This is a genomic window from Streptomyces sp. NPDC058373 (genome assembly GCF_042723275.1).
Classification (GTDB): Bacteria; Actinomycetota; Actinomycetes; order Streptomycetales; family Streptomycetaceae; genus Streptomyces.
On sequence record NZ_JBHXJE010000052.1, the window covers coordinates 1 to 26990 of the forward strand.

General features: G+C 73.8%; 24 protein-coding genes and 1 tRNA gene. 8 read left to right on the top strand and 17 right to left on the bottom strand.

What is annotated here, in order from left to right; all coding sequences use genetic code 11:
* Positions 1–407: 407 nt before the first annotated feature.
* Complete coding sequence (locus ACFWMZ_RS24110) at positions 408–1643, bottom strand: serine hydrolase domain-containing protein (protein WP_383182360.1); 1236 nt, start codon at positions 1641–1643, stop codon at positions 408–410.
* A 333-nt stretch (positions 1644–1976) separates the two neighbouring features.
* Between ACFWMZ_RS24110 and ACFWMZ_RS24115 the strand changes: the two genes are divergently transcribed.
* The gene (locus ACFWMZ_RS24115) at positions 1977–2447 is read left to right on the top strand and encodes an SsgA family sporulation/cell division regulator (protein WP_383182358.1); all 471 of its coding nucleotides are present in this window, start codon (positions 1977–1979) and stop codon (positions 2445–2447) included.
* A 90-nt stretch (positions 2448–2537) separates the two neighbouring features.
* On the opposite strand, the gene ACFWMZ_RS24120 is transcribed toward ACFWMZ_RS24115, so the two are convergent.
* The gene (locus tag ACFWMZ_RS24120; protein ID WP_383182356.1) at positions 2538–4790 is read right to left on the bottom strand and encodes an MMPL family transporter; all 2253 of its coding nucleotides are present in this window, start codon (positions 4788–4790) and stop codon (positions 2538–2540) included.
* A gap of 186 nt (positions 4791–4976) precedes the next feature.
* Positions 4977–5549 (bottom strand): TetR/AcrR family transcriptional regulator, encoded by a 573-nt coding sequence (locus tag ACFWMZ_RS24125; protein ID WP_383182354.1) that lies wholly within the window; start codon positions 5547–5549, stop codon positions 4977–4979.
* 225 nt (positions 5550–5774) lie between these two features.
* Between ACFWMZ_RS24125 and ACFWMZ_RS24130 the strand changes: the two genes are divergently transcribed.
* Both ACFWMZ_RS24130 and ACFWMZ_RS24135 read left to right on the top strand, forming a co-directional pair.
* Positions 5775–9125: a S41 family peptidase gene (locus ACFWMZ_RS24130; RefSeq protein WP_383204003.1), complete on the top strand. Its 3351-nt coding sequence runs from the start codon at positions 5775–5777 to the stop codon at positions 9123–9125.
* A 100-nt stretch (positions 9126–9225) separates the two neighbouring features.
* Entirely contained in the window at positions 9226–9420 is a 195-nt protein-coding gene (locus ACFWMZ_RS24135; RefSeq protein ID WP_383182350.1) for a hypothetical protein, read from the top strand.
* Positions 9421–9492: 72 nt separating this feature from the next.
* On the opposite strand, the gene ACFWMZ_RS24140 is transcribed toward ACFWMZ_RS24135, so the two are convergent.
* The 3 genes from ACFWMZ_RS24140 to ACFWMZ_RS24150 are packed head-to-tail and all read right to left on the bottom strand — an operon-like array spanning position 9493 to position 12856.
* Positions 9493–10368 (bottom strand): SDR family oxidoreductase, encoded by an 876-nt coding sequence (locus tag ACFWMZ_RS24140; RefSeq protein WP_383182348.1) that lies wholly within the window; start codon positions 10366–10368, stop codon positions 9493–9495.
* A complete protein-coding gene (locus tag ACFWMZ_RS24145; protein ID WP_383204006.1) occupies positions 10365–11303 on the bottom strand; it encodes an alpha/beta fold hydrolase in 939 nt (312 codons plus the stop codon). Before ACFWMZ_RS24145 ends, ACFWMZ_RS24140 begins: the two co-directional genes overlap by 4 nt.
* The gene (locus ACFWMZ_RS24150) at positions 11300–12856 is read right to left on the bottom strand and encodes a flavin-containing monooxygenase (protein ID WP_383204008.1); all 1557 of its coding nucleotides are present in this window, start codon (positions 12854–12856) and stop codon (positions 11300–11302) included. Before ACFWMZ_RS24150 ends, ACFWMZ_RS24145 begins: the two co-directional genes overlap by 4 nt.
* Positions 12857–12988: 132 nt before the next feature.
* On the opposite strand from ACFWMZ_RS24150, the gene ACFWMZ_RS24155 reads away from it, so the two are divergent.
* On the top strand, positions 12989–13672 hold the full coding sequence (locus tag ACFWMZ_RS24155; RefSeq protein WP_383204011.1) for a MerR family transcriptional regulator: 684 nt from the start codon (positions 12989–12991) through the stop codon (positions 13670–13672).
* A 114-nt stretch (positions 13673–13786) separates the two neighbouring features.
* Here ACFWMZ_RS24155 and ACFWMZ_RS24160 read toward each other — a convergent pair whose 3' ends face one another.
* Positions 13787–14581 (bottom strand): exodeoxyribonuclease III, encoded by a 795-nt coding sequence (locus ACFWMZ_RS24160; RefSeq protein WP_383204014.1) that lies wholly within the window; start codon positions 14579–14581, stop codon positions 13787–13789.
* Positions 14582–14644: 63 nt separating this feature from the next.
* Between ACFWMZ_RS24160 and ACFWMZ_RS24165 the strand changes: the two genes are divergently transcribed.
* Positions 14645–15187: a GNAT family N-acetyltransferase gene (locus tag ACFWMZ_RS24165; protein ID WP_383204017.1), complete on the top strand. Its 543-nt coding sequence runs from the start codon at positions 14645–14647 to the stop codon at positions 15185–15187.
* A gap of 76 nt (positions 15188–15263) precedes the next feature.
* Here ACFWMZ_RS24165 and ACFWMZ_RS24170 read toward each other — a convergent pair whose 3' ends face one another.
* The 3 genes from ACFWMZ_RS24170 to ACFWMZ_RS24180 form a co-directional block, all read right to left on the bottom strand.
* Positions 15264–16067, bottom strand: a complete 804-nt coding sequence (locus ACFWMZ_RS24170; RefSeq protein ID WP_383204020.1) for an alpha/beta fold hydrolase — start codon at positions 16065–16067, stop codon at positions 15264–15266.
* Positions 16068–16328: 261 nt separating this feature from the next.
* Entirely contained in the window at positions 16329–16982 is a 654-nt protein-coding gene (locus ACFWMZ_RS24175; protein WP_383182334.1) for a hypothetical protein, read from the bottom strand.
* Positions 16983–16996: 14 nt separating this feature from the next.
* Complete coding sequence (locus ACFWMZ_RS24180) at positions 16997–18493, bottom strand: alpha/beta hydrolase (protein WP_383204023.1); 1497 nt, start codon at positions 18491–18493, stop codon at positions 16997–16999.
* Positions 18494–18685: 192 nt separating this feature from the next.
* Here ACFWMZ_RS24180 and ACFWMZ_RS24185 point away from each other — a divergent pair, with 192 nt between their 5' ends.
* Positions 18686–19882, top strand: coding sequence for a sensor histidine kinase (locus tag ACFWMZ_RS24185; RefSeq protein ID WP_383204027.1), 1197 nt, complete (start codon positions 18686–18688; stop codon positions 19880–19882).
* A gap of 60 nt (positions 19883–19942) precedes the next feature.
* The gene (locus tag ACFWMZ_RS24190) at positions 19943–20560 is read left to right on the top strand and encodes a response regulator (protein WP_383182365.1); all 618 of its coding nucleotides are present in this window, start codon (positions 19943–19945) and stop codon (positions 20558–20560) included.
* A gap of 83 nt (positions 20561–20643) precedes the next feature.
* Here the strand turns inward: ACFWMZ_RS24190 and ACFWMZ_RS24195 are convergent.
* The 7 genes from ACFWMZ_RS24195 to galU form a co-directional block, all read right to left on the bottom strand.
* Positions 20644–20717 (bottom strand) — tRNA-Ala (locus ACFWMZ_RS24195).
* A 73-nt stretch (positions 20718–20790) separates the two neighbouring features.
* Positions 20791–21954: a gephyrin-like molybdotransferase receptor GlpR gene (gene glpR / locus ACFWMZ_RS24200; RefSeq protein WP_383204030.1), complete on the bottom strand. Its 1164-nt coding sequence runs from the start codon at positions 21952–21954 to the stop codon at positions 20791–20793.
* 222 nt (positions 21955–22176) lie between these two features.
* A complete protein-coding gene (locus ACFWMZ_RS24205; protein ID WP_383182326.1) occupies positions 22177–22779 on the bottom strand; it encodes a GNAT family N-acetyltransferase in 603 nt (200 codons plus the stop codon).
* 17 nt (positions 22780–22796) lie between these two features.
* Positions 22797–23315 (bottom strand): molybdenum cofactor biosynthesis protein B, encoded by a 519-nt coding sequence (locus ACFWMZ_RS24210; protein WP_383182324.1) that lies wholly within the window; start codon positions 23313–23315, stop codon positions 22797–22799.
* Entirely contained in the window at positions 23312–23845 is a 534-nt protein-coding gene (gene moaC / locus ACFWMZ_RS24215; RefSeq protein ID WP_383182322.1) for a cyclic pyranopterin monophosphate synthase MoaC, read from the bottom strand. Before moaC ends, ACFWMZ_RS24210 begins: the two co-directional genes overlap by 4 nt.
* Before the next feature lie 82 nt (positions 23846–23927).
* Complete coding sequence (gene glp, locus ACFWMZ_RS24220; protein ID WP_383204033.1) at positions 23928–25358, bottom strand: gephyrin-like molybdotransferase Glp; 1431 nt, start codon at positions 25356–25358, stop codon at positions 23928–23930.
* Positions 25359–25362: 4 nt separating this feature from the next.
* Entirely contained in the window at positions 25363–26265 is a 903-nt protein-coding gene (gene galU, locus ACFWMZ_RS24225) for a UTP--glucose-1-phosphate uridylyltransferase GalU (RefSeq protein WP_383182318.1), read from the bottom strand.
* A 144-nt stretch (positions 26266–26409) separates the two neighbouring features.
* On the opposite strand from galU, the gene ACFWMZ_RS24230 reads away from it, so the two are divergent.
* On the top strand, positions 26410–26988 hold the full coding sequence (locus tag ACFWMZ_RS24230; RefSeq protein WP_383182316.1) for a 5-formyltetrahydrofolate cyclo-ligase: 579 nt from the start codon (positions 26410–26412) through the stop codon (positions 26986–26988).
* The last annotated feature ends 2 nt before the right edge of the window (positions 26989–26990 follow it).

The window sequence follows — 26990 nt, forward strand, 5'->3', positions numbered from 1 at the left end:
GAGGGCGGGGACGGGCCGGGGTGCCCCCGCAGCAAACTGACAACCTCGGCCGCCTTGAAGCGACTGACCCTTGAGCTGTCAGTTTGTGAGGAGGTGCCCCGGACCGGCCCCGCCCGCGCCACCCGGCGAACGAACCGCGAACCCCAAGCCCGGCCGGCGCTTGAGGCCATCTTGGGCCGGCACGGGCGAGCCGCGGCGCAGCCACACCCCAGCCCGGCCGGCGCTTGAGGCCAGCAGTGACCGGCACAGCCGAGACGGGCAGACGGCCAAAAGACAGCCCGGCCGGCGCTTGAGGCCAATCGGTGACCGGCACGGACGAGCGGCGGCGCGGCCAAAGACAGCCCGGCCGGCGCCTGAGGCCACAGCCGCGCCGCGGCGCAGCCAGGGCCCGACCGCCCCGGGGCCGGCTAGCCGCCCCGGGGCCCGCCGCGGACGGCCCGCACCAGAGCCTGGGCCCGAGGATCGTTGGTGACGGTCTTCTGCAGGCCGTTGGTGACATAGCCGAAGGCAACCCCACTCTCGGGATCGGCGAAGCCGAGCGACCCCCCGCGCCCGGGATGGCCGAAGGACCCGTCGGCGAGGAGCGGCGAGGCGGGGCCGTGCAGCATGAAGCCGGGTCCGAAGCGGGTGGGGACGACGAGGACGCGGTCCGGCCCCTCGGACTCGACGGTGCGGGCGAGGGCGAGCGTGGCCGGGGCGAAGAGCCGCGGCCCGTGCTCGACGGCACCGATGAGGGAGGCGTAGAAGCGGGAGAGGGCGTGCGCGGTGGCGATCCCGTTGGCGCCGGGGAGTTCGGCCGCGTGGTACGCCGGGGAGTTCTCGTCGGCCGCCGGCTGGACGGCGTCGAAGGCCCGCCGGGTGAGCGAGTCGGGGTCGCGGTAGGCGGCCTGGACGTTCCGCTTCGGCCGCAGCCGGGGCCCCTGCCCGGGGTGGTCGGGAGCGTCCACGGGCCCGGAGCGGCCGACCCGGTCCTTCTCGGCGGCGGGCAGCCCCACCCACAGGTCGAGGCCGAGCGGCCCGGCGATCTCCTCGGCGACGTAGCGGCCCAGCGATTCCCCGGTGACGCGGCGGACGAGTTCGCCGGTGAGCCAGCTGTAGGTCTGCGCGTGGTAGCCGTGCTCCGTGCCGGGCTCCCAGACGGGGGCCTGCGCGGCGACGGCCGCCGCGCCGGTGCCGGGGCGGGCGGCCTCCTCGGGGGTGAGCGGCCGGTCGAGGACGGGGACGCCGGCGCGGTGGGCGAGGAGGTGCCGGACGAGGGTGCGGCCCTTGCCCTTGGCGGCGTACTCGGGCCAGTAGGTGCTGACGGGCGCGTCGAGGTCGAGGCGGCCGCGCTGGTGGAGGAGGAGCAGGGCGGCGGCGGATACGCCCTTGGTGACGGAGTGGACGACCTGTGCCGTGCCGCGCTCCCAGGGGGCCGTGCCGTCGTGGTCGCGGGTGCCGGCCCACAGGTCGACGACGGGGCTGCCGTAATGGTGGACGGTGACGGCGGCGCCGCGGTCGCCGAGCTGGGCGAAGTTGCGGGTGAAGGCGGCGCGGACCGGCTCCCAGCCGGGGGCGACCGTGCCGTGGACGGCGACGGGGGCCGGCGCGGGCTCCTGCTCGTCGGGGGTGGGGTGGCCGGTGGCCTCGGCGGTCTCGTTCACCGTCCCATGGTCACAGACGCGGAGGTGGGGGCGTACGGGGGTCCGGGAGGGCCGGTTCGGCGGCCCGGTCACCGTGGGCAGGCGGGAGCACACGGAGAGCGGGAAAGTAAAGGTTTCGTCAGGTGGATTTCAGCCTTTTATGGGATATTCGTCGCATAAGGGCCGAGCTTCTGGGCGATAACAGCACAGGAGTACAGGGGTTCCGACGCCGTCGACGGACCGGGCGGCACCGTACGTACCGGTCCGGCCCGCACGCCGGGCGGCCGGAACCCACCGGACGAGTGCCGCGACGGCCCGGCCACCGGCCGCCTTCGCCCCAGGAGGACAGAACCGATGACTGCCGCAGTCGAGCAGCGCGCCCGTGGATACATCGTCACCGACGGCAACGACCACTTCGCCGTCCCGGTCCTGCTGCGGTACGCCCCCGAGGCGGCGGGCGAGGAGTGCCCGGTCGTCCTCCACTTCCCCGGCGGCGGCTTCGCCTCCCCGGACCGGGAGATCGCGCGCGCCCTGCTGGAGACGGGGCTGCGCAGCCCCTGTACGGAGGGCGCGGTGCGGGTGTGGCCGTGCGGGCGGGTGCAGACCGTCGTGGAGTTCCACGGTCCCGGCGACGAGCCGCTGGTCATCCAGTTCGACGCGGTGGTCCTCATCCGCTTCCTGCGGCGTACGCACGCGGAGGGCCCGCTGGCGGAGCCCGCGGTGGCGGCCGCCCCCGTCGCCACCACGCCCTCGTCCGGCCAGACCGGCTCCGCCACCGCGCCCGCCAAGGCGGGGGGTCCGGCCCCGACCGTCACACCCGGCTGACCAGGCGGACCGGCCACCCCCGGCGCCGGGCCCCCAACGCGGGAAACCCCGCGCCGACGAGCGGCGCGGGGCTCCCGAGGGGACGCGGGATCAGACGGAGACCGTCTCCCGGTCCTCCTTCCCCTCGGCCGAGGGGCCGTCCAGCTTCTTGCGGAGCTTGTCGCCCTCCACGTCGAAGTCGGGCAGGGCGCGGTCCAGCCAGCGCGGCAGCCACCAGGCGCGCTTGCCGAGCAGGGCGAGGACGGCCGGGACGATCGCCATCCGCACCACGAAGGCGTCGAAGAAGACGGCGATGGCGAGGCCGAAGCCGATCATCTTGATCATCTGCTCGGTGGAGCCGATGAACCCGGCGAAGACCGCGATCATGATGACCGCCGCCGCCGTCACGACACGGGCGCCGTGGCGGAAGCCGGTGGTGATGGCCTGGGCGGGCGACTCCCCGTGGACGTACGCCTCCCGCATGCGGGTCACCAGGAAGACCTCGTAGTCCATGGCGAGGCCGAAGACCACGCCGACCATCAGGATCGGCATCACGCTCATGATCGGTCCCGGCTGCTCGACCCCGAAGAGTCCGCCGAGCCAGCCCCACTGGAAGACCGCGACGACGGCGCCGAGTGCGGCGACCACGGAGAGCAGGAAGCCGAGCGCGGCCTTGAGCGGCACCAGGATCGACCGGAAGACCACCATCAGCAGCAGGAAGGCGAGGCCGACGACGAGCGCCAGGTACGGCAGCAGCGCGTCGTTCATCTTCTGCGAGAAGTCGATGTTCATCGCGGTGGCGCCGGTCACCAGGACCTCGGCGCCGTCCTCGGCCTTGAGCTCGTCGCCCAGGTCGCGGATGTCGTGGACGACCGTCTCCGTCTCGGTGGAGTTGGGCCGGTCCTTGGGGATGACGGTCAACATCGCGGTGTCGCCGGCCTTGTTCGGCTGCGCCGGGGTCACGGCGACGACGTGCTCGTTCTTGGCGATCTCCCCGGAGATCTGCTTCAGGGCGGCGTCGCCGTCCCTGCTGTCCTTGAGGTCGGCGACGACGACCAGCGGGCCGTTGAAGCCGGGGCCGAAGCCGTCGGAGAGCAGGTCGTACGCCTTCCGCGGCGAGCTGGACTGCGGCTGGGCGCCGTCGTCCGGCAGGCCCATCTCCAGCGAGGCGGCGGGGATCGCGATGACGCCCAGGCCGATCACACCGGCGAGCAGCACCATGACCGGGCGGCGCTGCACGAAGCGGGCCCAGCGGGTGCCGCCGTTGTCGCGCGGCGCGTCGCCGACGACGACCTCGCCGGTGGTGGCGGCCTGCTCCGCGGCGGCCTTGCGCGCCTTGCGGTCCTTGCGCGAGACGATCCGCTCACCGGCGAAGCCGAGGAAGGCCGGGATGAGGGTGATCGCGACGAGGACGGCCAGCACGACGGTGCCGGCGGCGGCCACACCCATCTTGGTCAGGATCGGGATGTTGACGACGGCCAGGCCCGCCAGGGCGATGACCACGGTCAGGCCGGCGAAGACCACGGCGGAGCCGGCGGTGCCCACGGCCCGCCCGGCGGCCTCCTCGCGCTCCCGGCCCTCGGCCAGTTCGGCGCGGTAGCGGGAGACGATGAAGAGGGCGTAGTCGATGCCGACGGCGAGCCCGATCATCATCGCGAGGGTCGCGGTGGTGGAGCCGAGGTCCATGACCGAGGCGAGCGCGGTGATGGTGGAGACGCCGATGCCGACGCCGATCAGCGCGGTGATCAGCGGCAGTCCGGCGGCGACCAGCGAGCCGAAGGTGACGACCAGGACGATGCCCGCGACGACCACGCCGATGACCTCGGTGATCCCGGTCTCCGGCATCACCATCAGCGCGTCACCGCCGATCTCCACGGTCATGCCGCCCTCACGGGCGTCCTCGCCGGCGCTCTCCAGGGAGTCGCGGGTCTCCTCGGTCAGCTCGAAGGAGCTGACGTCGTAGGTGACGGAGATGTAGGCGGTGGTGCCGTCCTGGCTGACCGCCGGGGCCTTCGGGTCGAAGGGGTCGGCGACGGACGCGATCTGGTCCGAGCCGTCCTTCAGCTCCTTGACGATGCCGGAGACCTCGGCCTGGTTCTCCGGGGCGGTGATCTTCTCGCCCTCGGGCGCCTTGAAGACGACGCGGGCGGAGGCCCCGTCGGCGCTCTGGCCGGGGTAGCGCTCTTCCAGCAGGTCGAAGGCGCGCTGCGCCTCCGTGCCGGGTATGGAGAAGGAGTTGGAGGTCGCGGTGGACGCGGAGGCGGCGCCGAATCCGGCGAGCGCCAGCAGCGCCACCCACACCAGGGCGACGAGGCGGCGGCGCCGGAAGGCGAACCGGCCGATCGAATACAGGAAAGTGGCCACGGAGGGCGTACTCCCGTTCAGGTCGTAGGGGTCGGGACACAGGTGCTCAGCCCGACGACGAGAGCGGCGTGTCGGTCAGGTACGGGCGGGCGGGTGCCTGCCGCGCCGGGGGCGCGGCGTGTTCGTACGCGGCTGCGCTGTGCGGTTGTTGCGGCGCCCGGCCCCTGGCCGGGGCGGGCGGCGCGGTCAGACTCCGAGGGCGGGGAAGACCACGGAGTGCACGTAGTGGCGGAGGAAGGCCCGGTCCACCGGCCGGTTCTCGATGAGCAGTCGCGCGGCGAGCGCGCCGATCATCATGTGCGGTACGTAACCGAGCGCCGGGTTGTCGGCCGCGACCTCGCCGCGGTCGACGGCCCGGCGCAGCAGTGTGTCGACGCCCTCGGTCTCCGGGTTGACCAGTTGGTGGATCAGCGCGTCGTGGAGTTCGGCACTGGCCGACGCCGCCTGCATCAGGCCGCGCATCAGCGCGGTGTCCTGCTCCAGGCGGTCGTCGTCGGTCATCTCCAGGACGGCTTCGAGGTCGCCGCGGAGCGAGCCGGTGTCCACCGCGTCGAGGAGGACCGGCTTCTCGCATCTGAGCGCCCGCACGACCAGTTCGGCCTTGCTCCCCCACTGGCGGTAGAGGGTGGCCTTGCTGATGTGGGCGCGGGCGGCGACGGCGTCCATCGTCAGGGCGTCGTACCCCACTTCACGGAGCAGGTCGAGCACGGCGGCGTAGAGCTCGCCCTCCCGCTCGGGTGTGAAGCGTGTGCCTGCCATGCTGGTGTCTCCTTGCCGCCTGCCGGCTCCGGGGCGCGGGCGCGCACCGGTGACGAACCCGTCCGCGAAACGAAACCGTTTCGTACAGCCGTATCTGACGGTACCCCGCTGGGGAAGCCCGCGGCGCCTCTTCCCGTGTGCCCTCGGCCACACGGCCGCAGACGCGGGAGCGGACGGCGGCCCGGCGCCCGAGTTGCCGCCCCGGCGCGGCGGGAAAAGCATGGAGTGGTGAGTGCCGACGCCGCATACCTCCGCTTCCCCGACCTCCACGAGGACCGCCTCTGCTTCGTCGCCGAGGACGACCTGTGGCTGGCCGACCTGCCCGGCCCCGGGCAGTCCGCGCCGGGCCGGGCGTGGCGGGTGACCGCCGACCGCACCCGCCTGGGTCTGCCGCGCTTCTCGCCGGACGGCAGCCACGTCGCGTACACGTCGTGGCGCAGCCTCGACCCGGAGATCTACCTCGCCCCCACCGCCGGCGGCCCGGTCCGCCGCCTCACCTACTGGGGGAACCAGGACACCCGGGTCCGCGGCTGGTACCCGCCGGGCCACGAGTCGGTCGGCGAGATCATCGCCGTCTCCTCCCACGGCCAGCCCTTCTCCTACGTCACCTGGGCGTACAGCCTGCTCACCGACGGCTCACCGGGGAGCAAACTCCCCTGGGGCCCGGTCACCGACCTGACCGTCGGCCTGGTCGGGGGCGAGTACCGCACCCTGCTGCTCACCGGCACGCCGCCGCACGAACCGGCGTACTGGAAGCGGTACCGGGGCGGGGCGCAGGGACGGCTGTGGCTGCACGGGGAGCGGCTGCTGCCCGGTCTCGACGGGCACCTCGACTCGCCGATGATCGTCGACGGCCGGATCGCCTTCCTCTCCGACCACGAGGGCATCGGCAACCTCTACTCATGCGCCCCCGACGGCACCGACCTGCGCCGCCACACCGACCACGACGCCTTCTACGCCCGGCACGCCTCCAGCGACGGGCACCGCGTCGTCTACCAGTGCGCAGGCGACCTGTGGATCGCCGACGACCTCGCCCCGGACTCCGTGCCGCGCCGCCTCGACGTCCGCCTCGGCGGGCCGCGCACGGGCCGGCGCCCCTACCAGGTCCCGGCCGCGCAACACGTCGGCGGCCTCTCGGTGGACGCCACCGGCCGGGCCAGCGCCGTCAACGTCCGCGGCAGCCTCTACTGGCTGACCCACCGCGACGGCCCCGCCCGCACCATCGCCGACGCCCCCGGCGTCCGCACCCGCCTGCCGGAGATGCTCGGCTCGGGCGGCACCGTCGCCTACGTCACCGACGCGGGCGGGGACGACGCCGTGGAGATCGCCTACCTGCCGCGCGCCACCGGCGGCCGCCCCAAGCGGCGGCTGGCGGGCGGGCGCCTGGGCCACGTCCTGGAGATCGTCGCCGACCCGGCCGGGGAACGCATTGCCCTCGCCTCCAACGACGGGCGGCTGCTGATCCTGGACGCCACCGACCCGGTCGGCGACACCGTGCTGGCCCCGGCGCCCGAGGGGGAGCGGGCCCCGGAGGCCGAGGTGGTCATCGAGGACGACGCACCGCTGACCGAACTGGTCCGCTCCGCCAACGGGCCCGTCCGCGACCTGGCCTTCTCCCCCGACGGCCACTGGCTGACCTGGTCGCACCCGGGCATCGGCCGCTCGCTGCGGCAGATCAGGATGGCCCGGGTCACCGAGAGCGACCCGCAGATCGTGGACGTCACCAACGGCCGCTTCGAGGACGAGAGCCCGGTCTTCACCCGCGACGGCCGCTACCTGGTCTTCCTCTCCTGGCGCGGTTTCGACCCGGTCTACGACGTGCACACCGGCGACCTCTCCTTCCCGCTCGGCTCGCGCCCCTACCTCGTACCGCTCTCCTCGGCGACCCCCTCGCCGTTCGCCCTGCTCCCCGACGGGCGCCCGGCGGCGGGCGGCATGGACCCCTCGGACGCGGACCCGGAGGACGGCGCGGCCATGGTCGAGGTGGAGGGGCTGGAGAGCCGGGTCACGCCGTTCCCGGTGGCCGCCTCCAAGTACTCGTCGCTCTGCCCGGTGGCGGGCGGCGGGGTGGTCTGGCTGCGCTGGCCGATCTCCGGCGCGCTCGGCGAGACCTTCGCCAACCCGGCCGACACCTCCGGGCGCCCCACCCTCGAACACTTCGACATCGTCCGGGGCCGCCGCACCGAACTCGTCCGCCACCTCGACTCGTTCGCCCCCAGCGGCGACGGCACCCGCCTGGTCGTGCTGGACGAGGGCGATCTGCGCGCCATGCCCGCCACCGAGCAGGGCGACGACGACACCTCGGTCTGGCTCGACCTGCGCCGCATCCTGCACGAGGTCACCCCTCCCGCCGAGTGGCGCCAGGCGTACGCGGAGGCCGGGCGGCTCACCCGGGACTACTTCTGGGACCCGGAGATGTGCGGCATCGACTGGCCGGGCGTCCTCGACCAGTACCGGCCGCTGGTGGAACGGGTCGCCACCCCGGACGAGTTCGCCGACCTGCTCCGCGAGGTCCTCGGCGAACTCGGCACCTCGCACGCCTACGTCTCCCCCGCCCGCCGCAACGAGGGCCCGCCCCACTACCAGCGCGCGCAGGGCCTGCTCGGCGCCAACCTGGTCCGGGTCGGCGACCAGTGGCTGATCCGGCGCATCCTGCCGGGCGACTCCTCGGACACCAAGGCCCGCTCCCCGCTGGCCGGGACCGGCATCCGCGAGGGGGCCGCGCTCACCCATGTCGACGGGCGCCCGGTGGACCCGGTGACCGGGCCGTACCCGCTGCTGGCGGGGGCGGGCGGCACCACCGTCGAGCTGACCTTCCGCGCGGCCGAGGGCGGGCGTTCGCGCCGGGTCGCCGTGGTGCCGCTGGTGGACGAGCGGCCGCTGCGCTACCAGGACTGGGTGGCCCGGCGCCGCGAGGTGGTCCGCGAGCTGTCCGGCGGGCGGTGCGGCTATCTGCACATCCCGGATCTGGGCGGCTCGGGCTGGGCCCAGTTCAACCGCGACGTGCGCATGGAGGTCTCCCGCCCGGCGCTCATCGTGGACGTCCGCGGCAACGCCGGAGGCCACATCAGCGAGCTGGTCATCGAGAAGCTGACCCGCACCATCCTCGGGTGGGACCTCACCCGAGACGCGCAGCCCGTCTCCTACACCTCGAACGCGCCGCGCGGCCCGATCGTCGCCGTCGCCGACGAGGCGACCTCATCCGACGGCGACATGATCACCGCCGCCATCAAGCTGATGGGGCTCGGCCCGGTGGTCGGTTCACGGACCTGGGGCGGCGTCGTCGGCATCACCGGCCGCCACCGGCTGGGCGACGGCACGGTCATCACGGTGCCGATGAACGCCGCCTGGTTCGAGGCGTACGGCTGGGGCGTGGAGAACCACGGCGTGGAGCCCGACCTGGAGGCGCTCCGCACGCCGCTGGACTGGGCCGAGGGGCACCACGCGGTCCTGGACGACGCGGTCCGCCTCGCCCTGGAGCTGCTGGAGCGCGAGCCCGCGAAGAACCCGCCGGACCACTCCGGCGTACCGGACCTGGCGAGGCCGCCGCTGCCGCCGAGGCCGCAGGACGAGTGAGCGGGCACCGGGGGATGCGGGCGGCGGCCGGGCGTGCCAGGCTGGACATTGTTCACATATGCCGCCCGTCGCCACCAGGGAGTGACCCGCCATGGGCCTCATGGACCAGTTCAGGAACAAGGCCGAACGCCTCGCCGACCAGGCCAAGGAGAGGATGTCCTCCTCCAAGGACGCCGCCTCGAAGGAGGCCGGCTCGCACGACCGGTCCGACTCCGGACGGTCGCACGGCAAGCACAGCCGCTCCCGCGAGGGCCACGAAGGCCACCCGAGGCGCGGCCACCACCACAACCAGTGACGCCACCGTCGGCACACCGGGGCCCGGTCCGTCCCCACGGACCGGGCCTCAGCGCTTCCCGGGAGTGGCCGCTCAGCCCGCCCGGTGCTTCTCGTCGGCCGCGCCGCCCGACCCGACCAGTCCGGTCGGGACCTGGCCCAGCCGGGGCCCGAACCGCCTCATCTCACGCTGCCCGACGGTGGCGATGATCCCCGGCAGGTACCCGCGGACCGACTGCATCCCGCGCAGCCACCGCTGGGCGTACACCTTGCTGGAGCGCCGCTCGATCCCCGCCACGATCCGGTCGACGGCCGGGTCCAGCGGGTACGTCTTGTTGGCCGGCCACGGCAGCCGCTGACGCAGCTCGCGCATGACGTCGTCCTCGTCGGCCCCGCGCACCATGTCGGTGTCGGTCCAGCTCAGGTACCCGATGCCGACCTTCACCCCCTGGTACGCCACCTCGGCCCGCAGGCAGTTGGCGTACGCCTCGACGCCCGACTTGGAGGCGCAGTACGCCGACATCATCGGCGCCGGGGTGATGGCGGCGAGCGAGGCGATCTGGAGGAGGTAGCCGCGGCTCTCCTTCAGCACCGGCAGGAAGGCCCGCGCGGTGACGGCCGAGCCGATGAGGTTGACCTCGACCACCCGGCGCCAGGCGACCGGGTCGGACTCCTCGAAGGGGCCGCCCGCCGCGACACCGGCGTTGGCGACCACGATGTCGATCTTCCCGAACCGCGCCTTGACCTCCTGCGCGACCTGCGCGAGCGCCTCGTGGTCGGTGACGTCGGCGTACCACCAGTCGGCCTCCGAGGGCAGCCGCCCGGCGACCGCCTTCAGCTCGTCCGGCTCCAGGCCGATCAGCGCCACCTTCGCGCCGCGCGCCGACAGCTTGCGGGCGAGCAGCTCCCCGACCCCGCGTGCGGCGCCGGTGACGACCGCGACCTGTCCCTCCAGGCTGACCTTGCTCATGCCCCCTCCTTCACCTGTGTGTCCCCGGCCCGCGGACGCGGGTCCCCGGGCGTGATGTACGTGGCGGCCAGCTCCCGGAGGCGCGCGGTGACGGCCTCGGGCGCCTCTATCGGCGTCATGTGGCCCTGGCCGGTGAGTTCGGTCAGCCCCAGCCCGGCGGGGAGCGCGTCGGCGAGCGCGCGGGCGTGCACCGCCGGGGTGAGCCGGTCGGCGGTGCCGACGAGGACGGCGGTGGGCACGGTGAGCTCCCGCACCCCGCGCCGCAGGTCCAGCTCGGCCAGCACCTTCGACCAGCCGACCCGGGCCCGGCGCGGGCAGGCGTGCACGATGCGGGCGCAGGCGTCGACCCGCTCCGGCGCCGAACCGGGGCCCATGGTCCCGTACTTGAGGAGCTTCTTGGAGAGCGGTGTGACCGGGCCGAGCGGGGCCCGGGCGCCGAGCACCTTGCCGGTCAGCCAGGTCCGGGCCCGTCCGGGCCGCAGCGGCAGCACCGTCGACTCGGCGACCAGGTCGGCCGGGCCGGTGGAGCAGAGCAGTACGGCGGCGGCGTGGGCGCGGAAGGCGGGCCGGCCGGCGGCGGCCATCAGGGTCATGCCGCCCATCGAGTGCCCGGCGAAGACGGCTTTCTCGCCGGGGGCGAGGGTGGCGGCGGCGACCGCTTCCAGGTCGTCGGCGAGGGCGCGCGTCGAGTACGCGGTGTACGCGGCCGGGACAGGGCTGGCGCCGTGGCCGCGCTGGTCGTAGGCGATGACGCGGTGGTCGCGGGCGAGTTCGGCGATCTGGGCGGCCCAGAAGCGGGTGGAGCAGGTCCAGCCGTGGGCGAGGACGACGGCGGGCGCGCCCTCGGCGCCGTGCACCTCGACGTGGATGCGGGCTCCGTCGGCGGAGACGGCGGTCAGCTCCCGGTGCGGGGACGCCGTGGCACGGGGGCTCACGCGCCCACCCCGGCCTTCTTGCCGCGCGGGCCCTTGTCCTTGGGGGCGGAGCCGGGGGCGGGGCGCAGCACCTCGTACTCGGAGAGGTCGACGCGGCGGGTGGCGTTGCGGAACTCGGTGGTGGTGCCGGGCCAGACGGTGGTGTTGCGGCCGTTGGCGTCGAGGTACCAGCTGTTGCAGCCGCCGGTGGCCCAGACGGTCCGCTCCATCCGCTCCTGCACCTTGGCGTTCCACGCGGTGACGGCCGCGTCGCGGGCGTCGAGTGCGGCCTTGCCGCCGAGCACGTCGAGCTGGCGGAGGTAGTCGGCCATGTAGTTGAGCTGGGACTCGATCATCAGGATCATCGAGGAGTTCCCGAGGCCGGTGTTGGGGCCGATGATCGTCATCCAGTTGGGGAACCCGGCGGCGGTGGCGCCGCGCAGCGAGTTCATGCCGTCCTTCCAGGTGGCGGCCAGCGTCTCGCCCTGGTCGCCGACGACGCGTTCGGCGATCGGCATGTCGGTGACGTGGAAGCCGGTGCCGAAGATGATCGCGTCGACCTCGACCTCGCTGCCGTCGGCGCCGACCAGGGTGTTGCCGCGGATCTCGCTGAGCCCGGAGGCGACGAGGTCGACGTTGGGCTGGGCGATCGCCGGGTAGTACGTGTTCGACAGCAGGATGCGCTTGCAGCCGATGCGGTAGTCCGGGGTGAGCTTGGCGCGCAGCGCCGGGTCCTTGATGGCGCGGGCGATGTTCCGCTTGGCCAGCGTCTCGACGGCGCCCAGCTCGCCGGGCCGCTTGGTGAAGGCCTGCACCTGGAGTTCGCGGATGCCCCAGAGGATGCCTCGCCGCGCGGTGGCGGTGACGGGCAGCTTGCGGTGCAGCCACCGCTCGGCGCCGGTGACCTTGCGGTCCATGCGCGGCATGACCCACGGGGGCGTGCGCTGGAAGAGGGTGAGCCGGCCGACCTCCGGCTGGATGGCGGGCACGATCTGGATGGCGGAGGCGCCGGTGCCGATCATGGCGACGCGCTTGCCGCGCAGGTCGTAGTCGTGGTCCCAGCGGGCCGAGTGGAAGATCTTCCCGGGGAAGGTGTCGATCCCGGGGATGTCCGGCAGCTTCGGGTCGGAGAGCGGCCCGGTCGCGGAGACCACGACGTCGGCGGTGAGCGTTCCCTGGCTGGTCTCCACCTCCCACAGGAGCCGCTCGGTGTCCCAGCGCATCATCTTGACCTCGTGGTCGAAGCGGATGTGCGGGCGCAGCCCGAAGGTGTCGGTGACCTGCTCCAGGTACGCGCGGATGTGCCGCTGCCCGGAGAAGGTGCGCGGCCATTCGGCGTTCGGCGCGAAGGAGAAGGAGTACAGGTGCGAGGGGACGTCGCAGGCGCACCCCGGGTAGCTGTTGTCGCGCCAGGTGCCGCCGACCGAGCCGGAGCGCTCCAGGACGACGAAGTCGGTGATTCCCTCGCGGCGCAGCCGTACGGCGGCGCCGAGGCCGCCGAAGCCGGTACCGATCACGACCACCCGGACGTGCTCGTTCCGTTCCGCCTGCTGTTCCTTGTTCTGCACGGCCATGGCTTCGCCTCCCGCAACTTCTACCATCGCGCCAGCAATCACTGGCATGATTGGGAGAGTAGGGCAGCGGCATACCGATGGGTAGGGGTACGACAGAGGAAAGTTACCGGCGGTACGGCATAGGGTTCCCGCGTGGACGACGAAGGAGAGCGCGAGTACCGGACCGCCGAGCTGGCCAAGGCGGCCGGCATCACCGTGCGCACCCTGCGCTTCTACCGCGAACGCAAGCTCCTCCCGCCACCCCGCCGCGAGGGCCGCATCGCCTGGTACGACCACCACCACCTGGCCCGGCTGCGGACCATCGCCGCCCTGCTGGAACGCGGCCACACGCTCGGCGGCATCGCCGAACTCGTCACCGCCTTCGAGGAGGGCCAGGACGTCGGCGCCCTGCTCGGCGTCACGCCGACCGAGGAGACCCCGGTCCGCCTCTCCCCCGAGGAACTGGCCGACGCCTTCGCGGGCGAGGTCACCCCGGAGAACTTCGCCGAGGCCCTCAAACTCGGCTACCTCGCCACCGACGGCGACGAGATCGTCCACATCAGCCGCCGCCTCCTGGACGTCTCGGTCGCCCTCATCCGCGAAGGCGTCCCGCTGGCCGCCGTCATGGAGGCGGGCTCCCGCGTCCGCGTCCACGCCGACGCCCTGGCCTCCCTCTTCCTCGACACCATGGCCACCCACGCCCCCGAGGCCGACGTCGACCGGCTCAGGCCCCTGGCCAAGAGCGTGGTCGAGGCCGAACTGTCACTGGCCATGGACCGGCACATGGCGGGGAAGCTGGAGCGGGAGGTGAAGGAGGAGGCGGGAGGCGAGGGGTGAGGCCGGGGGCAGGGCTCGACCGAGGCCGGGAGCGCGGAGGGGCGAGGCGGGGGCGCCGGGCACGCCTCAGCGCCGCCGAAACCCCCGCCGCGCCCCCGGGACCGTGGCGTCAGCTCACTCGTAGACCACCGTCACCGGCGCGTGGTCCGACCATCGCTCCCCGTGCGTCGCCGCCCGCTCCACCTGACCCTTGACCGCCCGGGCGGTCAGCCCGGGGGTGGCGACGTGCAGGTCGATGCGCCAGCCGGAGTCGTTGTCGAAGGCGCGGCCCCGGTAGGACCACCAGGAGTACGGCCCGGCCTGGTCCGGGTGGAGCTCACGCATGACGTCGGCGTACCCGGCCTCGGCGTAGACCCGGTCGAGCCAGGCCCGCTCCTCAGGGAGGAAGCCGGAGGACTTGCGGTTGGCGCGCCAGTTCTTCAGGTCGGCCTCCTGGTGGGCGATGTTCCAGTCACCGCACACCACGACCTCACGGCCGTCCGCGGCGGCCCGCGCCCGCAGCCCCCGGAGGTACTCCAGGAACTCGGCCATGAACCGCTCCTTCTCGTCCTGCCGCTCCGTCCCCACCTCACCGGAGGGCAGGTAGAGGCTGGCCACCGTCACACCGGGCAGATCCGCCTCCACGTACCTCCCGCTCCCGTCGAACTCCGCGCTGCCGAACCCGACCCTCACCCGCTCCGGCGCCCGCCGCGTGAGCAACGCCACTCCGGCCCTGCCCTTCGCCGCCGCCGGCGCGAAGACGACGTGCCAGCCCTCGGGCGCCCGTACCGCGTCGGGCAGTTGGGACTCCTCGGCGCGCACCTCCTGGAGGCAGACGACGTCGGCGTCCGTGGCGGCGAGCCACTCGACGTAGCCCTTCTTGGCCGCGGCACGGAGGCCGTTTACATTCACAGTGGTGACGGTGAGCATCCCGGCACCCTACCGAGGCCGCACCTCGCCTCCCCACCTCCGCATAGAAGTACTCTGATCCGCATGACCATGCACACTCTGCGCCCGGTCGCCTTCGACCACCCCGACGCCGTCAAGCTGAACGACGAGGTCCAGCTCGAATACGCCGAGCGCTACGGCGACGACGGCGACGCCACCTGGCTCGACCCCGGCATGTTCGCCCCGCCGCGCGGCCTGTACCTGCTCGCCTACGACGAGCGGGGCCGCCCGGTGGCCTCCGGCGGCTGGCGCACCCAGGACGCCAACGAGGAGGCGTACCGCGACGGCGACGCCGAGCTGAAGCGCATGTTCGTCGTCCGCGACGCCCGGGGCCACGGCCTGGCCCGCCGCATCCTCGCGGTGCTGGAGGAGGACGCACGGGCCGCCGGACGGACCCGCATGGTCCTGGAGACCGGCACGAAGCAGCCCGAGGCCATGAACCTCTACGTCTCCAGCGGCTACACCCCGTGCGACAAGTTCGGCCTGTACCGCTTCGACGAACTGAGCCGCTGCTACGCCAAGCCGCTCGCCCCCGCCGCCCCGGCGGCACCGGCGGCCCAGCCCCAGCCGTCCGAAGCCACCGCCTGACCGGGAGCACCACAGGGCCGCCGGGGACGCCCGGCCTCAACGAGAGCCGCAGAGCGAGGGCGCTCGTCCCCTCAGCTCAGCCCAGCCCGGTCACGAACTCCACCAGCGCCCGCCCGGTCTCCTCCGGCTGCTCCAGGTGCGGCAGGTGCCCGGCGCCGTCGATCACCGTGAGCGTGGCGTGCGGCACGAGCCGCCGGATCGCCTCGGCGTCCGCGACCGTCGTGAAGGAGTCGTCGGCGCCGACCACGATCAGCACGGGCTCCGTCACGGCCGCCAGCGTCGCCTCGTAGTCCTCCCGGTCCGCCCGGCCGCGCAGCGCGGCGGCGGCGCCCTCGGGGTGGGTGCCGCGCATCATGCGCAGCACGTGCCCGGCCGCCTCCGGCTTCGCCTCGACGTTGTACGGCGCGACCATCTTGCCGATGACCTCGTCCGCGTACCCTCCCATCCCCTCCGCCAGCAGCCGGTCGGCCAGCGCGTGCCGGTTGGCCCTGCCCTCCTCGGTCTCGGCCGGGTAGGAGGTGTCGGCCAGCACCAGCGCCCGCACCCGCTCCGGGTACAGCCGGCGGATCTCCATCGTGATCTGCCCGCCCATGGAGACCCCGCCGACCACGGCGGACTCCACACCGAGGTGGTCGAGGAGGGCGACCACCTCACCGGCGAACACCGGGAACGGCGTACGCCCCGGCACCACCTGGCTCTCCCCGTACCCCCGCAGGTCCGGCAGCACCACCCGGCACCCGGCCTCGGCCAGCCGCTGGGCCTGCGCCCGCCACAGACTCCGGTCGAACGGATGCCCGTGCACCAGCACCACAGGAACCCCGCCCTCCCCGCCCCACACCTCGTACGCCAACTTCACACCGTCGACCTCGTAAGTCCCCATACGAGGCAGCGTAGATGAGCCCGCCCCGGAAAACCGCCCACCGAGCCCACCCCTCCAGCCCAGCCGGCGCTTGAGGCCACCCCCCTCCAGCCCAGCCAGCGCTTGAGGCCACCCCCCTCCAAGCCCGGCCGGCGTTTGAGGCCATCCGTGACCGCCACCCCACACAGCACGCACAAAACCCAGCCCGGCCGGCGCTTGAGGCCACCCCCTCCAAGCCCAGCCGGCGCTTGAGGCCCCCCCTCCAAGCCCAGCCGGCCGAGGCTACCCCGCGGCCCCGTCGAGCACCCGGCTGTGCCGCAACCGCAGCGCCCGCTCGGTGGCCGCCATCACACTCCCCACCGCCAGCCCGGCATTCCCCCACCAGGACAGTCGCACCGGCGAGGTGAACGTCCCCACGTGCCGCGCCACGGGCTCGGCCTCGGTCAGCGTCCCCGCCGTCTGCAGGACCGCGAGCACCAGCGCCACCCCCAGCACCAGCACCGACCCCACTCCCACCGCACGGCTCAGCGCGGGGTGGTTCCGGTCGAACCGCGCCCGGCGCCCCTCGGCGGAGGCGGGATCGGGGGTGAGCTGGCGCTCGGCCCCGTCGGCGGTCACGTAGTGGCAGCGCTTCAGCCCGAAGCCGCTCATCGCCACCTCCACGTGACCCCCCGGCACGGGGAAGACGGCCGGCAGCCGGCAGACGGCACGGTGGACCCCGTCGCGGTACAGGTCGGCCTTGACCTCACCGGACGACTGGTTCTGCCAGTGCCGCACGTCGACGGCGTACTCCACCACCTCGCCGTCCGCCTCCGCCAGCCGCAGGCGGAGCAGCGCCCGGAAGGGCACCTGCCACCAGCGGAACCGCTTCAGGCTCCGCCCGTCCCCGGGCTCGACCCGCCGCAGCACCCGGCGCCGCCGCCATTCCCCGAACATGCCGCCCCCTCAGGTCACTCGCCGGGCTCGGCCGCGCAGGCGAGGTCCCGCGCCGGCCGGTCCCCGGTGGTCAGGTACGTCGTCACCGCGTCGTTGGCGCAGGCGTTGCGGCCGAACACGTAGACGCCGTGCCCGCCCTGGTCGGCCGTGACCATCACGGCCCGCTTGCCGAGCGCCCGCCGCGTCTCGCGGGCCCCGGCGAGCGGGGTCCCCGGGTCGCGCTCGTTCTGCACCATCAGCACGTTCGACGGGCCCCGGTCACCGACCTCCACGGGCTGCTGGAGCCACTTCCCGGGCCAGAACGCGCAGGGGCCGATGTTGGCCGAGGACCCGCCGATCATCGGGTACCGCTGCCGGTCGGCCGCCACGGCGCGCTGGTACTCGCGGATCGACCGCGGCCACTCCCCCTCGCCGCAGATCACGGCGAACCGCGCGGACATGAAGTTGTCCATGTCCGGGAACGGCGGCTCTTCCGGCAGCGGCCGCCCCGTGTCGAGCGCCTGCCAGGTCTCGGCCAGCGCCGGCATGTTGGCGTCGGCGTAGAGGAGGTCGAAGGTGACCCCGCGGAAGGCCGTCCCGTCATACCCCTGGACCGGCTCCTTCTCCAGCCGCTCCGCCAGCTCGAAGTAGGTCGCGGTCACCTCCTCCGGTGTGCTGCCCAGGCCGTACTCGGGGTGGTCGGCGGCGTACTTCGCGAAGAACGGGAACCGCTCCTCCATCCCGGGGCCGAACAGCCGCATGGCGTCGGCGTCGACACCGCCGGGCCCCAGGTTGCTGTCGAGTACGATCCGGTCGCCGCGCTCGGGGAACAACGAGGCGTACACGGCGCCCAGATGCGTACCGTACGAGGCCCCGACGTACGAGATCCGCCTCTCGCCCAGTGCCGCCCTGATCCGGTCCATGTCGCGGGCGGTGTTCGCGGTGTTGATGTGCGGCAGCAGCGACGCCGACGGCGAGTCGGCGCACCGCTCGGCGACCTCCCGGGCAGGGGCCGCCGCGCGTACGACGTCGGCCGCCGTGTGCGCGTACGAGGGGAAGTTGCCGCGATTCTGCTGTTTTTCCGTCAGCTCGCAGCTCACCGGCGTGCTGCGGCCGACGCCACGCGGGTCGAAGCCGATGACGTCGTAGGAGTCCAGCACCTTCTGCGGCAGCCCCGCGGCGGCGAGGACGGCCGGGTAGCCGAGCCCTGAGATGCCGGGGCCGCCCGGGTTGGTCAGCAGCACGCCGCGGCGCTGCGAGGGCTTCTCACTCGCCAGCCTGGAGACGGCGACCTCGATCTGCCGGCCGTCCGGATCGTCGTAGTCCAGCGGCACTTCGAGCGTCGCGCACTCCATGGGGGGGAAGTCGGCGGACGCCTCGGTCTCCGCCGCACCCGCCGCGCCCCCCGGGTTCTCCGCACACGGCACCCACCGCAAGGCGTCCGGTGTCGGCGCCGCCGTGGCGCTCGGGACCGCGGTCACCGTCACCGCGGTGGCGGCGAGGGCGACGGCGAGGGACAGGATTCTGCGCATGTGAGGTCCTCCTGTGGGGCGGGGCGTCGTTCGGCTACGGTGCCGATCGTGGCCGCGCGGCACCGCCGCGCACATCGGCCGGCGGGCTCGAACCACCCCCGACCCGGGTCGAAGGAGCCCTACGACTCCGGTCGAGGGCACCCCCTCCCGAGGACCGCTGTGCGGGCGGCCCGCGCTCGCGACAATGGCGGGATGGCAACGACGACGATGACCGCGGGGGCCGCGTCCCGCCACGAGGGCTGGCAGCACGCCTGGCGGCTGCTGGCGGCGGTGGTGCTGGGCGTCTTCTTCTGGTTCCTCACCGCCCTCCAACTGCCACGGGGGTACGTGCACGACGGCGGGTACTGGTACGTCGTCGGTGATCCGCTGGTGGCACTGGCCTGCCTGACGGCCCTCGTGTGGCGGCGGCGGTTCCCGCTGCCCGTCACCATGGCGGTCGCGATGGCCTCGGCCGTCTCGGTCCTCGCCACCGGCGCGGCGTTCCTGGCGCTCACCTCGATCGCCACGCGCCGCCGCCCGGTGGAGACCGGGGCCGTCATGGCGGCCTACGCGGCGGCCTCGCTGCTCGCCGTCGAGCTGTACCCGGTGCGCGACTCGCCCCCGTCCTTGTGGCACCACCTCCTGCTCGCCGCACTGAGCGCGGGGATCGCGGCGGCCGTGGGCGTGGCGGTCGGCGCACGCCGCGCCGAGGTCAGCTCCCTGCGGGAACGGGCACGGAGCGCGGAACGGGAGCAGACCGCACGGGCGGCCCAGGCCCGCACCCAGGAGCGGAACCGGATCGCCCGCGAAATGCACGACGTGCTCGCCCACCGGATCTCCCTGGTCGCCATGCAGGCCGGGGTGCTGGACCACCGCGGCGACCTCACGGCCGGGGAGAACCGCCTGCTGGTCCGCGGCATCGTCGACAGCTCGCACCAGGCCCTGGAGGAGCTGCGCGACGTCCTCGGGGCGCTGCGCTCCGACCCGGGCCACCCGGAACCGCCGCAGCCCTCCCTCGACCGGCTCCCGGACCTGGTGGCCGAGGAACGCGCCTCCGGACGCGACGTCACCCTCACCACCACGGTGTCGGGAGAGCCGCCCGACACCGTGGGCCGCACCTGCTACCGGATCGCCCAGGAGGGCCTGGCCAACGCCGCCAAGCACGCCCCGGGCGCACCCGTCCGCGTCCTCGTCGAGGGAGAACCCGGCCACGCGGTGCGCGTCAGCGTCCGCAACGCCCCCGCCACCACGACCGTCCGCCTGCCGTCCTCGGGGTTCGGCCTGCTCGGCCTCCTGGAACGCGTCGCCCTCGCCGGCGGAACACTCGACCACCGCCCCACCCCGGACGGCGGATACCTCCTCACCGCGCGACTACCCTGGCCGGACCACCACCGCGAGAAGAGGGCATGAGTGGACGACCACGGGCCGCCGGTACGCGTCGTCATCGTCGACGACGATCAACTGGTCCGCATGGCCCTGCGCCTCATCATCGACGGCGAACCGGATCTGACCCTGGTCGCCGAGGCGTCCGACGGCGACGCGGCCCTCACCGTGGTGGACGAACACCGGCCTGACGTCGTCCTGATGGACGTCCGCATGCCAGGCCGCGACGGCCTCAGCGCCACCCGGGAACTTCTCGACCGCCCGTCCCCGCCCCGCGTACTCATGCTGACCACCTTCGACGCCGACGACCTGGTGCTCGGCGCCCTGCGCGCCGGCGCCCTCGGCTTCGTCCTCAAGGACACCCCGCCGGCCCGGATCGTCGAAGCGGTACGCACCGTCGCCGCCGGGCATCCCGTGCTCTCCCCGGCGGTCACCGCCCGGGTGATCGCGGCAGCCACCGGCCCGCACTCCTCGCACGCCCGCACCTCGTCCCGCGAGGCCGCCCGGGAGAAGCTCTCCACACTGACCGACCGTGAACGCGAGACCGCCCACGCCATCGCGGAGGGCCTCGGCAACCCGGAGATCGCCGCACGCCTCCACATCAGCGTCGCCACCGTCAAAGCGCACACCGGCGCCCTCTTCACCAAACTCTCCGTGGAGAACCGCGTCCAGATCGCCCTCCTGGTCCGCGACGCGGGGGGATGAGCTCCGTCCGGCACCCGCCGCACGCCCCGGGAACGACAAAGATCCCGCCCGATCAAGAAGATCGGACGGGATCTCGTGCTGTGTGGACCTGAGGGGATTCGAACCCCTGACCCCCTCGATGCGAACGAGGTGCGCTACCGGACTGCGCCACAGGCCCTTGCAACGGGTGAAACTTTAGCACCCCGATCGGGGTGGCCGGTAATCCGCTCCCCGCCGACCAGCGGTGGGCGTCATTCGTTGGCCGCGCGCGGCCGCTCGCCCTCGTCGTACTGGTCGAAGAGGGGGGTGCGGCCCCGCTCCCGCGAGCGGCGGGCGGAGGCGGCGCGGCGGGCCGGGGCGGCTTCGGCGGGCTCCTCGGGGGCCTCGCCCGCGGGGGCCTCACCGCCGGCGGCGTCCGGGGCCGCGCTGGACCGGGCCGAACTCCAGGTGTCGGGAGCGCCGAGGTCGACGGGCGGGGTGGCGCGCGGGGCGACCGGGGCCGTGACGTAGGTGGGGAGGGGGACGGGGACGGGCTCCCAGCTCTCGCCGTCGGCCGGGTGGCGGCGGGCGCGCTGCTGGTCGACCCACTCGGCGTGGTCGGTCTGCTCGACCAGCGCCCTGCGGTCGGCGGCCAGCGCGGTGCGCTCCGGGTCGGGGGCGGGCGCGGGGGCCGGCTCCTCGGCCTCGTCGGCCTGCTCGGCGGGCCGGCGCTGGGGGCGACGGCCGCGCTCGCGCAGGTGCCGGGCGGCGGCCTCGGCCTGGCGGCGGTCCATCGCGTAGACGAAGCGGCGGCGCTCCTGGCGGCGCAGGTACGCGATGTAGGAGCTGAGGAGGATCGCGGGGAGGGCCGGGGCCCACAGGAGGGCGAGGCCGCCGACGGCCGCGGCGACGGCGCCGAGGGTGAAGGCGAGGAAGAGCAGCATCGTGGTGCGGCGGCGGCGCGCGAGGACCTTGGAGCGCCGGGCGCGCGCGGTGGCGCCGGGAGCGGAGGGGCGGCGGGCGGGCGCCTGCTGCGGTTCGGGCCGCTCCTGCTGCGGTTCGGGCCGCTCCTGCTGCGGGGCCTGCTCGGGCCGGGGCGCGGTGCGGCGCGGCGGCGCGGGCTCCTCGCGTACCGGTGGCATGGCGAAGGCCCGGACGTCGACCGAACCGGTCGCGGCGTCCGGGGCGCGGGTCGCGCCGTCTGCCGGGTCGCCCTCCTCGGAGGGCTCGCCGGTGTCGGCGGCGCGGGCCTGGGCGGCACCCTTGGCGTAACGGCGCTCCATTCCCGCGCGTCCGGACAGGAGCCGGATGGCGGTGCTGAAGCGTTCCGTCGGACGGGCTTCGTTCAACTCGTCCTGCCGGCGGAGCCACATGGGCACCAAGTAGGCGGCCCAGGCCCCCACGATGACTGCGTAAATGAGGCCGCTGCTGCTCACAACTCACACGGTAGAGGGGTTTCGTTGAGGCCATCCGCCAATTGGACCGGTGTGTCGCACGATCCGGCTGATATCTCCAGAGTTTTTTCCTACTGATGTGATCGAACGATCGCACTCCGCGACTATCAGGTGATCGATCCTTAAAGAATTCGAACGCTTATTCGTATTCTCGGGATCACGGCCGTGGTGTGCGGTTTCGGCGGGCGCGCGCGGCTTCCCGGATCAGGCGGTGGGGTGCGGACGGGCCCGGCGCCAGCGGCGGAGGACACCGTCGGGTACTTCCTCGGCCGTGAGAGCGAATACCAGGTGGTCGCGCCAGGCGCCGTCGATATGCAGATAGCGCGGGCGAAGCCCTTCCTCGCGGAATCCGAGTTTCTCGACGACGCGGCGGCTCGGGCCGTTCTCCGGGCGGATGCACACCTCGATCCGGTGCAGCCCGACCCCGCGGAAGCAGTGGTCGACGGCGGCGGCGACCGCGGTCGGCATCACGCCGCGGCCCGCGACGCCCTGGTCCACCCAGTAGCCGATGTGGGCGGAGCACATCGAACCCCAGGTGATCCCGGCGACGGTGAGCTGGCCGACGAGGCGGCCCTGGTACTCGATGACGAAGGGCATCATCCGGCCCGCCCCGGCCTCCGTGCGCAGATGGCGGACCATCTGACGGAAGGTCGGGCGGTGGATGACCGGTCCGAAGGGGGTGGGCGGCGGGATGGTCGCCTCCCAGGGGCGCAGCCAGTCGCGGTTGCGCCGGTTGACCTCGCGCCAGGCCCGCTGGTCGCGCATCCGGATGGGCCGCAGCAACACGTCGCCCTCGCGCAGTTCCACCGGCCAGTACCGCGGGTTCAGTGCGCCCTCCCCGGGGCGGGCGGGCCGGCGGGGTGGTCGCCGCCCCGGATCTGGTCGACGGCGTGCGGCAGCAGGCGGCCGAGGACGGCGAGCCCGTCGCGGACCCCGCCGGTCGAGCCGGGCAGGTTGACGACGAGGGTGCGTCCGGCGAGACCGGCGAGACCGCGCGAGAGGGAGGCGGTGGGCACCTTGGGCAGGCCCTCGGCGCGGATGGCCTCGGCGATGCCGGGGATCTCGCGGTCCAGCAGGGGGCGGGTCGCCTCGGGGGTGCGGTCGGTGGGGCTCAGCCCCGTACCGCCGGTGGTGACGACCACGTCGTACCCGTCGGCGACGGCGGTGCGCAGGGTGTCGGCGACCGGGTCTCCGTCGGGGACGACGCGCGGGCCGTCGACGGTGAAGCCGAGGCCGGTGAGCGCCTCGGCGATGAGCGGTCCGCCGCGGTCCTCGTAGACGCCTGCGGCGGCCCGGTTGGAGGCGGTGACGACGAGGGCGCGGGGGGCGGGGGCGGCGCTCATGCGGCGGGTCCCCCGCCCGGCTCGCGCCGCCAGGTGCCGGACTTGCCGCCGGTCTTCTCCTCGACGCGGACGTCGGTGATGACGGCGCCCTTGTCGACCGCCTTGACCATGTCGACGACGGTGAGCGCGGCGACGGTGGCGGCGGTGAGCGCCTCCATCTCGACGCCGGTGCGGTCCGTCGTCTTCACCGTGGTGAGGATCTCCACGGCCTCGTCGGTGACGGCGAGGTCGACCTTGACGCCGGAGACGGCCAGCGGGTGGCAGAGCGGGATCAGGTCGGGGGTGCGCTTGGCGCCCATGATGCCCGCGATGCGGGCGGTGGCGAGGGCGTCGCCCTTGGGTACGCCCTCGCCGCGCAGGAGTTCCACCACGCGGGGCGAGACCAGGACCCGGCCGGAGGCGCGGGCGGTGCGGGCGGTGACGTCCTTCGCGGAGACGTCGACCATGCGGGCGGCGCCTGCCGCGTCGAGGTGGGTGAGCTGGTCCTGCTCAGGGGGGCCGGGGGTCTCCCCCGGTGTAAACGCTGTCATGTGCTGTGCGACTCCCGGTCCGCGGCCCACCGCGCCCATGTCGGCCTGTGTGGGCGACCACCGTACCCGCACCGGGGAGCGCTCAGCTGAGCAGGATGACCTCGACCTCGCTGCCCCACTCGGCCTTGGCCGTCCCCTCGGGGAGGACGATGAGCGCGTCGGCGTGGGCGAGGGCGCCGATCAGGTGGGAGCCGGCGCCGCCGACGGGCCGCACCTCGGGCCGGTCACCGCCGGTGTGGACGCCGCGCAGGAACTGGCGCTTGCCCTCGGGCGAGGTGAGCGGCGCGGGCTCCTCGTCCTCGGCGGAGTGCGGCGGCGTCAGGGTGGCGCGGACGGTGGGCCGGTGCAGGTCTTCGAGCCCCATCATGGCGCGGATGGCGGGCCGGACGAAGAGTTCGAAGCTGACGTACGAGGAGACCGGGTTGCCCGGGAGGGTGAGGATCGGGGTGCGGTCGGGGCCGATGGTGCCGAACCCCTGGGGCTTACCGGGCTGCATGGCCAGGGTGCGGAAGTCGACGTGGGCGCGGTGGGCGGCCCGTTCGTCCTCGGCGCCCTCCTCGCCCTCCGGGGCCTCGGCCTCCGCCGCCTCCGGCTCCTCGCCCTCGTCGCCCTCCTCGGCGACGGCGGTGAGGGCCTCCTTGACCACGTCGTACGCGCCGACGCTGACGCCGCCGGTGGTGACGAGGAGGTCGGCGCGGATGAGCTGGTCCTCGATGGTGGCGCGGAGGGTATCGGCGTCGTCGGTGACGGCGCCGACGCGGTAGACGATGGCGCCCGCGTCCTTGGCGGCGGCGGCCAGCGCGAAGCTGTTGGAGTCGTAGATCTGACCGGCGGCCAGCTCCTCGCCCGGCTGGGCGAGTTCGCTGCCGGTGGAGAGGACGACGACGCGCGGGCGCGGGCGGACCCGGGCGGCGGGGCGGCCGATGGCGGAGAGCAGGGCGATCTGCGGCGGGCCGAGGACCGTGCCGGCTTCCAGGGCGACGTCCCCGGCGCAGACGTCGCTGCCCCGGGCCCGCACGTGGGCGTGGGGGGTGACGGCGCGGTGGACGCGGACCTGGCCGCCGGAGCCCTCGGGTGACGCGCTGTGCGGGGCCATGGCGCGCGCGGGCCCCGCTCCGGTGCCGCCGTCGGTCCATTCGACGGGGACGACCGCGTCGGCCCCGGGCGGCAGCGGCGCGCCCGTCATGATGCGGGCGGCCTTGCCGGGGCCGACGGTCAGCCCGGTGCCGCTGGAGCCGGCCGCGACGTCGCCGATGACGGTGAGGACGGCAGGGGAGGCTTCCGCCGCCTTCTCGGTGTCGGCGGCGCGGACCGCGTAGCCGTCCATGGAGCTGTTGTCGAAGGGGGGCAGCGCGACGGGCACGGTGACCTGCTCGACCAGGACGCAGCCCTGGGCGTCGAGCAGGTTCAGCTCGATGGGCTCCAGGGGCTGGACCGCGGTGAGGATGTCGTCGAGGTGCTCGGCCACCGACCAGGTGCGCGCGCCGGTGGCCTGCTCAGTCGTGCTGCTCAAGGTGCTACATCTCCTCGGTGACGTAACTGCGGAGCCAGGCCCGGAAGTCGGGGCCCAGGTCTTCACGTTCGCACGCCAGTCTGACGATGGCGCGCAGGTAGTCGCCCCGGTCGCCGGTGTCGTAGCGGCGGCCCTGGAAGACCACGCCGTGCACGGGGCCGCCCTTCGTCTCGTCCTCGGTGAGCTTCTGCAGGGCGTCGGTGAGCTGGATCTCGCCGCCCCGGCCGGGCCCGGTCTCCCGCAGTATGCCGAAGATGGAGGGGTCCAGGACGTACCGGCCGATGATCGCGTAGTTGCTGGGGGCGTCGGCGGGGTCGGGCTTCTCGACCAGGCCGGTGACGCGGACGACGTCGTCCTCGCCGGTCGCCTCGACGGCGGCCGAGCCGTAGAGGTGGATCTGCTCGGGCGCGACCTCCATCAGGGCGATGACGCTGCCGCCTTCGCGCTCCTGGACGTCGACCATGCGGGCGAGCAGCGGGTCGCGGGGGTCGATCAGGTCGTCGCCGAGGAGGACGGCGAAGGGCTCGTTCCCCACGTGCGGGGCGGCGCAGAGGACGGCGTGGCCGAGGCCGCGCGGGTCGCCCTGGCGGACGTAGTGCATGGTGGCGAGGTCGCTGGACTCCTGGACGCGGGCGAGGCGGGCCTCGTCACCCTTGCGGCTGAGGGCCTGCTCCAGCTCGTAGTTCCGGTCGAAGTGGTCCTCCAGGGGGCGCTTGTTCCGCCCGGTGACCATGAGGACGTCGGAGAGCCCGGCGGCGACGGCTTCCTCGACGACGTACTGGATGGCCGGCTTGTCGACGACAGGAAGCATTTCCTTCGGCGTGGCCTTGGTGGCGGGGAGGAAGCGTGTCCCGAGGCCCGCGGCGGGGATGACCGCTTTGCTGATCCTGGCGTTCGACTCAGTCATGCCGCTCACCATAACCGCTGGGTATGCCGGATATCTGTTGATCCGACAAAATGACCCGAATATATGCAGATTGCCGAGGTTTGGTACGCGATGACGAGCGGTACCGATGCTGACAAGCGCAGGTTGCGCCAGGATCTCCTCGCGATGAGATCCCGGTTGACTGCAGATGACGCACGGGAGGCCGCCGCGGTTCTCGCCCGGCGCGCCCTCCTCCTGCCCGAGCTGGCCGGTGCCGGCACGGTCGCGGCGTTCGTCTCGGTCGGCGGTGAGCCCGGCACGGACGCGCTGCTGGAGGAGTTGCGCGGACGCGGGACGCGGGTGCTGCTGCCCGTCCTGCTCCCCGACGACGACCTGGACTGGGCGGTGTACGAGGGCCCGGCCGCCCTGGCCGAGGTGGGCCGGGTGGGCCGGCTGACGCTGCGGGAGCCGTCGGGCCCCCGGCTCGGCCCGGAGGCGGTGACCGGGGCGGACGCGGTCCTGCTGCCGGGGCTCGCCGCCGACCGGGCCGGGCGGCGGCTGGGCCGGGGCGGCGGGTCGTACGACCGGGTGCTGGCGCGGCTGGCGGCGGCCGGGGCCGAGCCCGCGCTGCTGGTCCTGCTCCACGACCACGAGCTGCTGGACGAGGTGCCGACGGAGCCGCACGACCGCCCGGTGCACGTGGTCCTCACCCCCTCCGGCACGCACCGCGTACGGGAGCGGCGCGCGGGAGGGCGCCGGGACTGACG

Excerpts from the sequence above, each read along its gene's own strand:
- ACFWMZ_RS24115 (WP_383182358.1), top strand. The coding sequence starts at position 1,977 with ATGACTGCCGCAGTCGAGCAGCGCGCCCGTGGATACATCGTCACCGAC.
- ACFWMZ_RS24125 (WP_383182354.1), bottom strand. The coding sequence starts at position 5,549 with ATGGCAGGCACACGCTTCACACCCGAGCGGGAGGGCGAGCTCTACGCC.
- ACFWMZ_RS24135 (WP_383182350.1), top strand. The coding sequence starts at position 9,226 with ATGGACCAGTTCAGGAACAAGGCCGAACGCCTCGCCGACCAGGCCAAG.
- ACFWMZ_RS24140 (WP_383182348.1), bottom strand. The coding sequence starts at position 10,368 with ATGAGCAAGGTCAGCCTGGAGGGACAGGTCGCGGTCGTCACCGGCGCC.
- ACFWMZ_RS24150 (WP_383204008.1), bottom strand. The coding sequence starts at position 12,856 with ATGGCCGTGCAGAACAAGGAACAGCAGGCGGAACGGAACGAGCACGTC.
- ACFWMZ_RS24160 (WP_383204014.1), bottom strand. The coding sequence starts at position 14,581 with ATGCTCACCGTCACCACTGTGAATGTAAACGGCCTCCGTGCCGCGGCC.
- ACFWMZ_RS24165 (WP_383204017.1), top strand. The coding sequence starts at position 14,645 with ATGACCATGCACACTCTGCGCCCGGTCGCCTTCGACCACCCCGACGCC.
- ACFWMZ_RS24170 (WP_383204020.1), bottom strand. The coding sequence starts at position 16,067 with ATGGGGACTTACGAGGTCGACGGTGTGAAGTTGGCGTACGAGGTGTGG.
- ACFWMZ_RS24175 (WP_383182334.1), bottom strand. The coding sequence starts at position 16,982 with ATGTTCGGGGAATGGCGGCGGCGCCGGGTGCTGCGGCGGGTCGAGCCC.
- ACFWMZ_RS24180 (WP_383204023.1), bottom strand. The coding sequence starts at position 18,493 with ATGCGCAGAATCCTGTCCCTCGCCGTCGCCCTCGCCGCCACCGCGGTG.
- ACFWMZ_RS24185 (WP_383204027.1), top strand. The coding sequence starts at position 18,686 with ATGGCAACGACGACGATGACCGCGGGGGCCGCGTCCCGCCACGAGGGC.
- ACFWMZ_RS24190 (WP_383182365.1), top strand. The coding sequence starts at position 19,943 with ATGGCCCTGCGCCTCATCATCGACGGCGAACCGGATCTGACCCTGGTC.
- ACFWMZ_RS24210 (WP_383182324.1), bottom strand. The coding sequence starts at position 23,315 with ATGAGCGCCGCCCCCGCCCCCCGCGCCCTCGTCGTCACCGCCTCCAAC.
- moaC (WP_383182322.1), bottom strand. The coding sequence starts at position 23,845 with ATGACAGCGTTTACACCGGGGGAGACCCCCGGCCCCCCTGAGCAGGAC.
- galU (WP_383182318.1), bottom strand. The coding sequence starts at position 26,265 with ATGACTGAGTCGAACGCCAGGATCAGCAAAGCGGTCATCCCCGCCGCG.
- ACFWMZ_RS24230 (WP_383182316.1), top strand. The coding sequence starts at position 26,410 with ATGAGATCCCGGTTGACTGCAGATGACGCACGGGAGGCCGCCGCGGTT.